This is a genomic window from Methylobacterium sp. J-043 (assembly GCF_022829505.1).
In the GTDB taxonomy this organism is placed as follows: domain Bacteria; phylum Pseudomonadota; class Alphaproteobacteria; order Rhizobiales; family Beijerinckiaceae; genus Methylobacterium; species Methylobacterium extorquens_A.
Genome location: NZ_JAKSYB010000013.1, coordinates 52,350 through 62,077, shown reverse-complemented (window position 1 = coordinate 62,077; position 9,728 = coordinate 52,350). Strand labels below are relative to the sequence as shown.

Here is a 9,728-nt window from a genome sequence, read left to right as displayed (position 1 = left end):
CTCGCGGGTCTGCGGCATCGGGCCGTCGGCGGCGGACACGACCAGGATCGCGCCGTCCATCTGGGCGGCACCGGTGATCATGTTCTTCACGTAGTCGGCGTGGCCGGGGCAGTCGACGTGCGCGTAGTGGCGGTTGGTCGTCTCGTACTCGACGTGGGCGGTCGAGATCGTGATGCCGCGCGCCTTCTCTTCCGGCGCCTTGTCGATCTGGTCGTAGGCCGTGAAGGTGGCCCCGCCCGACTCCGCCAAAACCTTCGTGATCGCCGCCGTCAGCGACGTCTTGCCGTGATCCACGTGCCCGATCGTGCCGATGTTGCAGTGCGGCTTGGTACGGGAGAACTTTTCCTTGGCCATCGTGCAATCCTACCGCGGGACCGGCCGTGAGCCGGGCGTAAAGGCGCGGACCGATTAGAGGCTTGTGCGACGATGATCAAGCGCCAGGTTTGCCGAAGGGGCGGATCGCGCTGAACGAGGGGTCAGGAACCGGCCTCGCCGACCGGTTCGTAGAGCCGCTGCGCCTCCGGGGCGCCGCCGCGGCGCTCGCCGAGATCGAGCACCCGCACCAGCATCGTCCCGTGGGGGGCGGCGACCGTGAGCACGTCGCCGCAATGGATGGCCTTGGCCGGCGCGTCGGCACGGATGCCGTTCACGCGGACATGCCCGTCGCTCACGAGCCGGGCCGCCATCGAGCGGGTCCGCGCGAAGCGCGCGAACCACAGCCACTTGTCGAGGCGCTGGCGCCCCGCGCTCATCCGGCGATCATGGCCGCCGGAACCGTCATGGCACCGGCTTGCCTGAAGGCAGGCAACCCCTCGTGGGGCGGGCGCTTCAGCGCTTGCCCCCGTCCGATTCCAGCTTCGCCTTCAGTGCGGCGAGTGCCGCGAAGGGCGAATCCGGATCGGGCTGGCGCTCGCGGCGCGGTGGGCGCGGCTCGGTGCTGGGACGGCGGTTCTCGTCGCGGCGCTCGGGCCGGTTGCGGCCGCCCTGCGGCTCGCGGCGGGCGCCCTCGCCCTGACCTTCGCGGCGGCTGTCGCCCCGTCCGTCGGCCCGTGCCGGACGTCCACCCTCCGGACGGTCCTCGCGGGGACGGCGCGGGCCGTCGTTGCGGCGCTCGCCCTGGCGTCCATCCTGACGGCCGTCCTGTCTGCCCTCTTGGCGTCCGTCTGGACGTCCCTGGCCGCGGCCGGGCCGCTGACCGGTGTGACGCTGCGGACGGTGAAGATGCCAGACCTCGACAGTCTCAGGAGCGGCCGGCGCAGCCTCGGTCGCTTCCGTGCCTGCTTCTGCCGATTCGGTATCCGCGGAGGGCTCGTCCGCAGGGATCGCCGAATCGGCGGCGTCCACCGCCTCGACCTCTCCGGTCGCCGCAGCCGCCTGCGCGGCATCGGCGGTCTCGACCGGCATCGGTGCGGCGGCTTGGGGGGCCGTCTCGGCCTCGCTCGGTGCCGATTCCTCGACCGGGGCATCCGCTTCGGCCGGTGCTTCGACCGTCTCTCCCGCGGTGGGCTCGGCCTCGGCGGTGACGGTCTCGGTTTCACCCTCGGCGTCGGACGTTGCTTCGGCAGGCGCCGTCTCGTCGCTCGGCTCGGCCGTGGCATCGACGGCGGTCGCGTCCTGCGACGTCGCTTCGGCTGCCGCTTCGTCGACCGGTGTCTCCTCGGTCGCCGATGTCTCGCTGGCGGTGTCTTGGGTCGCCGTCTCCTGGGATGCGACCTCGTCGGGGCGTGCGGCGGGGACGGTCGGTGCTGCCGCGACCAGGGGCACGGTGATGGCCGGGCCGGCACGGTTCTGCGCGACGTAGCCCAAGGACTTCAGGATCGAGGCGAAATCCTCGCCCGAGCAGCCGACGAGCGAGGTCATGTTGACGGTGGCGACGAAGCCGTCGCCGTCCGCGCTGCCGGCAGGCGGCTCGCCCGGGGTCGTGCCGGGGCGGTAGGCGATGGCCGGGCGGATCAGGTCGGCGAGCCGCTCCAGGATATCGACGCGCACCGCCCGCTCGCCGCAGACCCGGAAGCCGGCGGCGCGGTAGAGGCCCTTAGCGATGTTGGGATCGACCTTGATCGAGGTGCGGCCGGAACTGGCCAGATGCGCGATCTCGTCGAGGCCGGGCTGGTCGAGGCCGCCGTTCTTCAGCGCCCAGAGCTGGGCGGCGAGGGTGCGCGGGGCCGGCTTCAGCAGCGCGGGCAGGAAGATGTGGTAGGCGCCGAAGCGCACGCCGTGACGGCGGAGATTGGCCCGCCCGTCCTGATCGAGGGTGCGCATCTCGTGCGCCACCTTGGCCCGCTCCAGCACGCCGAGCGCCTCGACCACCTGATAGCCGATGCCGCGGGCGAGCCCGGTGAGGTCGGCCGCCGTCTCGATCTCCATCAGCGGCCCGAGCAGGCGCACGACGTGGGCGCGCAGCCATGCCGCCAGCCGCGTCTCGACCTTTTCGCGGGACGCACCGGACAGGCTGTCGTCGGCGATGAGGCGGATGCCGGGCTCGAACAGCTTGTCGCCCGGCGTCAGCTTGGCGACGGGATCGCCGGTCCAGCGGATGATGCCGTCATGCGAGAGCACCAGCGACGCGTCGGCGGCCGAGGCGAAGCGGTCGGCCCGCGCCTCGATCTCGCCGGCCAGCGCCTTGTCGGCGGCGGAGCGCAGGGTCTTGGCTTCGTGGCCCTCGGCTTGTGGGTCGGGCACGAATTGGAAGCCGTGAAGACGGCCCACATGTTGACCCTCGACGGTGACGTCACCGCCGGAGGTGATTTCGGCTTCCAGCATCGTCTTCTCTCTCAAGCGCCGCATCAGGACGCTGGTGCGCCTATCGACGAAGCGGCTCGCGAGGCGCTCGTGCAGGGCGTCGGACAATCTGTCCTCTACCCGACGCGTCTCGCCCTGCCAATGCAGAGGATCGAGCAACCAGTCGGGCCTGTTCGCTACGAAGGTCCAGGTCCGCCCCTGCGCGATGCGCTGGGACAGGGCGTCGATGTCGCCGTCGGTGCGGTCGATCATCGCCACGTGGCGGGCGAACCAGTCGTTGGGGATGCGGCCCGCCATACCGCGCATCAGGAAGCGGTAGAGCTGGGCCACGAGGTCGGCATGGGTCTGCGGGTGGACCTTGCGGTAGTCCGGCACGCCGCAGGTGTCCCACAGCCGGCGCACCGCTGCCGGCCCTTTCGCCATGTCGCGAATGTCTTCCTCGCGCATCAGGATCTCGAACGCCTGCTGGTCCTCGCCCATCGGCGCACGGGTCAGGCCCTGTTCGTGCGGATGTTCGTCCAGGCTCGCCTGCAGCCGTTCCAGCGAGGCGAATTCGAGGTCCGGGTTGCGCCATTGCAGCATGCGCACGGGCTCGAAATCGTGGGTCTCCAGCGCCTCGACCATCTCCGGCTCGAAGGGTGGGCAGCGCCCCGTCGAACCGAACGTACCGTCGGCGATATGGCGCCCGGCGCGCCCGGCGATCTGGCCCATCTCGGCCGGGGACAATTTGCGGAAGCGGGTGCCGTCGTATTTCCAGTTCGCGGCGAAGGCCACGTGATCGACGTCGAGATTGAGCCCCATGCCGACCGCGTCGGTGGCGACGAGGTAATCGACGTCGCCCGATTGATAGAGTTCGACCTGGGCGTTGCGGGTGCGAGGCGAGAGCGCGCCGAGCACCACCGCCGCGCCGCCGCGCTGGCGCCGGATCAGCTCGGCGATGGCGTAGACTTCCTCGGCCGAGAAGGCGACGATCGCGGTGCGGTGCGGCAGCCGCGAGATCTTTTTCTCGCCCGCGAAGGTCAGGCTCGAGAGACGCGGACGGGTCGTCGTCTGCACGCCGGGGATCAGTGCCTGCACCAGCGGCAGCATGGTCGAGGAGCCGATCAGCAGCGTCTCCTCGCGGCCCCGCCGGTAGAGCAGGCGATCGGTGAAGACGTGGCCGCGATCCATGTCGGCGGCGAGCTGGATCTCGTCGATCGCCACGAAGGCGACGTCGAGGTCGCGCGGCATCGCCTCGATGGTGCAGATCCAGTAGCGCGGCCGGTCCGGCTTGATCTTCTCCTCGCCGGTGATGAGCGCGACGTTCTCAGCACCGACCTTGGCGACCACGCGCAGGTAGACTTCCCGCGCCAGGAGCCTCAGGGGCAGGCCGATCATGCCGGTCGGATGCAGGAGCATCCGCTCGATGGCCATGTGCGTCTTGCCCGTGTTGGTCGGGCCGAGCACCGCCGTGACCCCGCGCGCGCGGGCCTCGCGGTGAAGGGTGCGGAGCGTCATGCGGGGGCGGCGATCCCTACGGCGCTGAGGGCCGTCGGCGGAGCGGAGGGCAGCCGGGCACTGGGCCCTGCATCGGAAGTCGGCCGCTCGAGCACCGTCCTGGATACCGGATCCCGGACCATGCTCGAGGCGCTTGCTGTTGCATCGTCTTTTTTCCGAAAGCCGGAAGCCACCTTTCGGGACGATGCTCTAGCGGTACGGGGCGAGCTGCGGCGACCGTCCCTCATATGGGACGCCGGTGCCCGGCCCGCCAGCCGGGGCACCGACGCCGGGATAGGCATAGATGTCGATCCGGGGCTGAGGCTGCTGCGGCGTGAGGTCCGTGCAGAGGGTGTCGGGCATCGCCGTCAGCGGGCCGCGGCGCGGCGGGCGGCCTTCGATCACCTGTGCGGTGGAGAACGCGTCCGGGCCGCAATCCGGCCCCGCCGTGAGGGGGCCGCCGGCCCAGGCGAAGGATGGGACGAGGAGGGCTAGGATGAGGCAGACGCGCCGCAGAGTGTTCCTGCGGGGCGAAGCGTTTGCGAACCGACGCATGGTTGCACCTCCTAACCGCATCGGCGCTCATTCGATCGTCGCTCGGTCCCGCTCGGCCCCTCATCCCTCGAGGCCCGCTGACGCGGACACTTCAGGATGAGGGCGCGTCGCGGATGACCGGGTCGATCTGGATTGCGATCCGCAAAACCTACTGCTGCGACAGGCTCGCGTCGGCGATGGCGGCCGGCTGGGCTTCGCCGCCGCTGGCGGTCGCGGTGCCGGTCCGCGTCCAGCGGGTCGCCTCGATGATGTTGGTGCCGAGCGTGGTGCGCACGGCGATCCGCAGCGGCACCAGCACCCGCGTTCCCTCGACGGGCGCGAGCCAGACCGACATGTCGCGGTTGTCTTCCATGAACTTCACCCCCGGCCGGTCGGGCCGGTGGCCGGCGATGGCGACGTAGCGGGCGTTGCAGACCAGCACCGGCCCGCTGTAGCCGGGCTTTTCCACCTGCCGGGTCTCGCCGTAGCTCAGGACCACGTTGAAGCGGGTCGCGCCGTCGAAGACGGGAAGCGTGCGGTTGCAGTTCTCGGGATCGGTGAGTTCGGCGCGGGCGCGGGCCGGCATCATCAGCGCGCTCGCGGGATCGATCACGCCGCGCTTGGCCGCCGCCGTGACCGGCACCCGGTCGCCGGTATCGAGCAGCGGCGGGGTCACCTCGGCCTGGGTGACGTTGCCGCCCGCCAGCGCCATGCGCACGGCGATGCCCGAACTGCTGGTGCGGGTGGCGATCGAGAAGGCGCTCGGCAGCGGCGCCGCGGCGATGCTGCCCGAGGACCGGGCCGAGCCCTGGCCGCCGGTGACCGCGCCGACGAGGCCCGTCAGCACCGCCGAGACGTCCATACGGTAGCGCGCGCCCTCGAAGGCGCCGGTGAGCTGGGCATTGCCGATTGGGATACCGGCGAGATTGACGCTGTAATCGACGGCGACGCCCGCGGGGGCCGCCTTGGCCCTGTGGGCCCGCGGCGCCGCCTGTGTCCCGGCCGGAAGGGCGAGCGCCCCGGCGAGAAACAGGAGGTGGGCGCGAAGGATGGGCTTGGCGCGCATGGTCTGGACTCTGGGCGGCTCCACGCTCCCGCGCCGCTCGGGACGAGACGGCGGGGACGACGAAGCTTAGCGCCTGCCATGGTTAACAGACCGTTCGGCCGACGCCAGGGGGCATAGGGGGCGGCGGCCTCCTGGCGTCACGGATCCGGCGTCCAACCCTGCCCGTGATAGACGAAGCGCCCGCTTTGGCTCGCCAAGGCCGCGAGGCCGCTGAAGGCGGGGTCCTTCACGGTGATGACGCTGGTGGGGATCGCGCGCATCTGCTCGGCGAAGGGCGCCTTGCGCTCGAAGGCCTCGCGGAACCCGCCCTCCCGCAGGACGGAGACGATCCGCGGGGCGATGCCGCCGCCGATATAGACCCCGCCGGTGGCGAGGAAGGTGAGCGCCAGATCCCCGCACACCCGCCCGAGCAGCTTGCCGAACAGCGCGAGCGCGGCCTGCGCGTGCGGATCCTCGCCCGACAGGCCGGCGCTGGTGATCTCGGCTGGATCGCCCAGGGAGCCGTCGCCGGCCGCCCGCACCGCGCGGATCGCCGCGCAGAGCCGGGCGAGACCGGAGCCCGAGAGCAGCGTCTCCACCGTGACCCGCCCCTCGACGTGCTCGACCGCCGGCCAGATCTCTGCCTCTTCCGCGTCGGTCGGCCCCAGGTCGGTGTGGCCGGCCTCCGTCGAGACGATGGCGAGGCGCTCCCCGTAGGGAATCACGGCCGCGGCGCCGAAGCCGGTGCCCGGGCCCAGTACGAGCCGGGGCCCGGGCGCGTCCTCCCGCGCCGGTCCGATCGGCGTGAGTTCGTCGGGCTCGATGCTGGCCGCGCCCGCGGCGACCGGAACATAGTCGTTGACCAAGGCGACCCGCGCCAGCCCGAAGTCCCGGCCGATGGCGGCGGCGTCCACCCGCCAAGCCGCGTTGGTGAGCTGGACGGCGGGCGCATCTACCCGGCCCGCGATCGCCAGGATCGCCGAGCGCGGCGCGGGCGCGCCGGCCCGCGCCAGGGACGACCGGATCGCCGCGCTCGGATCGGGATGGCCGTCGGTCGCCTCGCGGGAGAGGAGGCGGGGCGCCCCGCCCCTCGTTTCGATCAGCCCGAAGCGGGCATTCGTCCCGCCGATGTCACCGATCAGCACCGGGAATTCGAACATCCGCCTCTCGCTTCTCGCCGTGCTTTGCCGCGACCTTAACAGAGGGTGCGCCGGCCGTTCGGCAAGCGTTGCGGCGGACGGTTCTGCCCCGCAAGTGCCTTCAGGCAGCGGGCAGCGCGTCGAGGTCGATCGGTGCGCCCTCGGCCCAGGCGGTGATCAGCGCGCGCACGTCGGCGGGGCTGGCGAGGCGGCGGCCGGCCACGGTCTCTCCGTCGCCGATGCGCACGCTGATGCCGCCATCCTCGTTGACGGAGGCGAACGCGATCTCGTCGGTGCGGTCGTCGCCGAGGAAGATCGCGCGCCGGCCGGCATAGGGGGCCGCCTCCGCGAAGGCGCGGATCGCGTGGCCCTTGGTGGCGTCGGCCGGCACGATCTCGCCGACCGCCTTGCCGAGTTGGAGCCGGTAGGCGGAGCCGAGATCGGCCGCTACCGCCTTGACGATGGTCTCGGCCGCCTGCGCATCGCCCGGCGTGGCCAGCCGCCAATGCACGGCGACCGAGGCGCCCTTGTCCTCGATCAGCACGGATTCGTAGCGGGCCGTCTCCGCGTGCAGCCGCTCGACGCCCGCGCGCAGGTCCGGATGATCCTCCGGCCGTCCGCCGCTCAAATGGCCGTCCACCCGGCGCTCGACGCCGTGCAGCCCGGCCACGTCGAACCGGGCGGGGCTCAGGAAGTCGTCGATCACCGTGACCGGCCGTCCGGTGACGATGGCGAGCGCCCCCCCGAGCCGCTCGCGCAGGCGCTCCAGCGCGGGCACCAGGCCGGGATCGACCTGCACCGCGTCGGGGCGCGGGGCGATCTCGACCAGGGTGCCGTCGAAATCGAGGAACAGCGCATAGTCTGCGGTTTGGCGTGCGGCTTCGCTCACGGCGGCGTCCTTCTCTCGGGCTCTCGATGCGCTAGCATGAGGGCCGGTTGCGACAAACCAGTGATGCGACATCAACGGAGGCGCCCGTGCGGCCCATCCCCGTCCGCCCCGGTCCGGGGCAGGAAAGCGTCTGGGACTATCCCCGCCCGCCCCGGCTGGAGCCGGTGCCGGAGCGGCTGACCGTCATCCTCGGCGGCCGGACCATCGCCGCGACCACGGAAGGCTTCCGGGTGCTGGAGACGAGCCACCCGCCGACCTACTACATCCCGCCCCAGCATATCGCCGAGGGCGTACTCGGGCCCCCACGCCGCGCCGGAATTTGTGAATGGAAAGGCAGGGCCGTGCTGTTCGATGTGACGGGCGGCGGAGAACGGGCGTCGGGGGCGGCCTGGGCCTATCCCGATCCGACGCCGGGCTTCCGGCCCATCGCCGGCTACGTCGCCTTCTATGCCGGGCCGATGGACACCTGCCTCATCGGCGACGTGCGGGCCGAGCCCCAGCCCGGCGGCTTCTATGGTGGCTGGATCACGCCGGGGCTCGTCGGGCCGTTCAAGGGCGGGCCCGGCACCATGGGCTGGTGACGGCTTTCGGGCTGGCGCCGCTCGGGCCGAGGCCGCTACACCGGCCTTACGACACGAACACGAGGAGCCGCGCATGCAGGTTGAGACCGATCCCCGAGACGTCGGCCTCTGTCCCGACCGTCTGGAGCGGATCGACGCCTGGATGCGAGGCTACGTCGAATCCGGGCGCCTCGCCGGCCTCTCGGTGAGCGTGCTGCGGGGTGGCAAGACCGCCTTCTTCCGCGCCCACGGCCACGCGGACCTTGCGCGGGAAAAGCCGTTTGCCGCCGACACCATCACTCGCATCTATTCGATGACGAAGCCGCTGACCTCCCTCGCGGTGCTGATGCTCTACGAGGAGGGGCGGTTCCAGCTCGACGATCCGATCGCGCGCTTCCTGCCGGACTTCGCCGAGATGCGGGTGATGACCGGCGGCAACCGGGCCAAGATCGAGACCGAGCCGGCGCTGCGCCCGATCACGATCCGCGACCTCCTCACCCACACCAGCGGCCTGACCTACGGCTTCATGGAGGCGACCCTCGTCGACGCGCTCTACCGCCAGAACGAGATCGACTTCCAGACCTCGACCCTGCCGCTCGGCGAGCTCGTGGCGCGGCTCGCGCAGCAGCCGCTGCTGGCTCAGCCGGGGGCGGAATGGAACTACTCGGTCGCCACCGATGTGCTCGGCCACTTCGTCGCGGTGGTGTCGGGCCAGGATTTTGCGGATTTCATGCGTGCGCGCATCCTCCGGCCGCTCGGCATGAACGACACCGATTTCTTCGTGCCGGAAGAGAAGCAGGCGCGCTTTGCGGCGAACTACGCCTTCGATCGCGCCGGAAAGCTCCGGCTCTACGACGACAGCGTCGGCAGCCGGTTCCTGGCGCCGCCGCCGCTCGCCTCGGGCGGGGGCGGCCTCGTCTCGACGGCGGCAGACTACCTGCGCTTCTGCCGGATGATCCTCAATCTCGGCGAATGCGACGGCGTGCGGCTGCTCGGGCGCAAGACCGTCGAACTGATGCTGATGAACCACCTGCCCGGCGATCTCGCCTCGATGGGCCAGCCGCGCTTCGCCGAATCGTCTTACGCCGGCATCGGCTTCGGGCTCGGGTTTTCGGTGATGCTCGACCCCGCTCGCGCCCAGATCCTCGGCACGCCGGGCGAGGTGTCCTGGGGCGGGGTGGCGAGCACCTCGTTTTGGATCGACCCCGACGAGGACATGGTGGTGGTGCTGATGACCCAGTTGATCCCCTCCTCCGCCCTGCCCCTGCGCCGGGAATTGCGGGTGCTGACCTACGCCGCCCTCGAAATCTGAGGACGCCTCACCGTCCCGGATGCGGCTCGGG

The 9,728-nt window shown here is 71.3% G+C and carries 9 protein-coding genes; 2 read left to right on the top strand and 7 right to left on the bottom strand.

The features are described 5' to 3' along the window. The 7 genes from MKK50_RS00755 to otsB form a co-directional block, all read right to left on the bottom strand. Window positions 1-354 (bottom strand): GTP-binding protein (locus MKK50_RS00755; RefSeq protein ID WP_499019718.1); only part of this gene is annotated, 354 nt, incomplete at its 3' end. A 122-nt stretch (window positions 355-476) separates the two neighbouring features. Then, the gene (locus tag MKK50_RS00750) at window positions 477-752 is read right to left on the bottom strand and encodes an RNA-binding S4 domain-containing protein (RefSeq protein WP_499019716.1); all 276 of its coding nucleotides are present in this window, start codon (window positions 750-752) and stop codon (window positions 477-479) included. 76 nt (window positions 753-828) lie between these two features. Then, window positions 829-4,239, bottom strand: a complete 3,411-nt coding sequence (locus MKK50_RS00745) for a helicase-related protein (protein ID WP_499019714.1) — start codon at window positions 4,237-4,239, stop codon at window positions 829-831. A 189-nt stretch (window positions 4,240-4,428) separates the two neighbouring features. Then, entirely contained in the window at window positions 4,429-4,773 is a 345-nt protein-coding gene (locus MKK50_RS00740) for a hypothetical protein (protein WP_499019711.1), read from the bottom strand. Between the two features lie 148 nt (window positions 4,774-4,921). Next, entirely contained in the window at window positions 4,922-5,818 is an 897-nt protein-coding gene (locus MKK50_RS00735) for a DUF3108 domain-containing protein (RefSeq protein ID WP_499019710.1), read from the bottom strand. A 137-nt stretch (window positions 5,819-5,955) separates the two neighbouring features. Then, window positions 5,956-6,957 carry a glucokinase gene (locus tag MKK50_RS00730; protein ID WP_499019709.1) on the bottom strand — a complete coding sequence of 334 codons (1,002 nt, stop codon included), beginning with the start codon at window positions 6,955-6,957 and terminating at the stop codon, window positions 5,956-5,958. A 100-nt stretch (window positions 6,958-7,057) separates the two neighbouring features. Beyond that, window positions 7,058-7,825: a trehalose-phosphatase gene (otsB, locus tag MKK50_RS00725; protein ID WP_499019706.1), complete on the bottom strand. Its 768-nt coding sequence runs from the start codon at window positions 7,823-7,825 to the stop codon at window positions 7,058-7,060. 86 nt (window positions 7,826-7,911) lie between these two features. On the opposite strand from otsB, the gene MKK50_RS00720 reads away from it, so the two are divergent. Together MKK50_RS00720 and MKK50_RS00715 are read left to right on the top strand one after the other, a co-directional pair. Next, on the top strand, window positions 7,912-8,406 hold the full coding sequence (locus MKK50_RS00720; RefSeq protein WP_499019703.1) for a DUF427 domain-containing protein: 495 nt from the start codon (window positions 7,912-7,914) through the stop codon (window positions 8,404-8,406). 73 nt (window positions 8,407-8,479) lie between these two features. Further along, a complete protein-coding gene (locus tag MKK50_RS00715) occupies window positions 8,480-9,697 on the top strand; it encodes a serine hydrolase domain-containing protein (RefSeq protein WP_499019702.1) in 1,218 nt (405 codons plus the stop codon). Window positions 9,698-9,728 lie beyond the last annotated feature (31 nt).

What these genes read in the sequence shown, in the direction of transcription:
- MKK50_RS00750 (WP_499019716.1), bottom strand. Translation starts at nt 752, where the DNA reads ATGAGCGCGGGGCGCCAGCGCCTCGACAAGTGGCTGTGGTTCGCGCGC.
- MKK50_RS00745 (WP_499019714.1), bottom strand. Translation starts at nt 4,239, where the DNA reads ATGACGCTCCGCACCCTTCACCGCGAGGCCCGCGCGCGCGGGGTCACG.
- MKK50_RS00740 (WP_499019711.1), bottom strand. Translation starts at nt 4,773, where the DNA reads ATGCGTCGGTTCGCAAACGCTTCGCCCCGCAGGAACACTCTGCGGCGC.
- MKK50_RS00735 (WP_499019710.1), bottom strand. Translation starts at nt 5,818, where the DNA reads ATGCGCGCCAAGCCCATCCTTCGCGCCCACCTCCTGTTTCTCGCCGGG.
- MKK50_RS00730 (WP_499019709.1), bottom strand. Translation starts at nt 6,957, where the DNA reads ATGTTCGAATTCCCGGTGCTGATCGGTGACATCGGCGGGACGAATGCC.
- MKK50_RS00715 (WP_499019702.1), top strand. Translation starts at nt 8,480, where the DNA reads ATGCAGGTTGAGACCGATCCCCGAGACGTCGGCCTCTGTCCCGACCGT.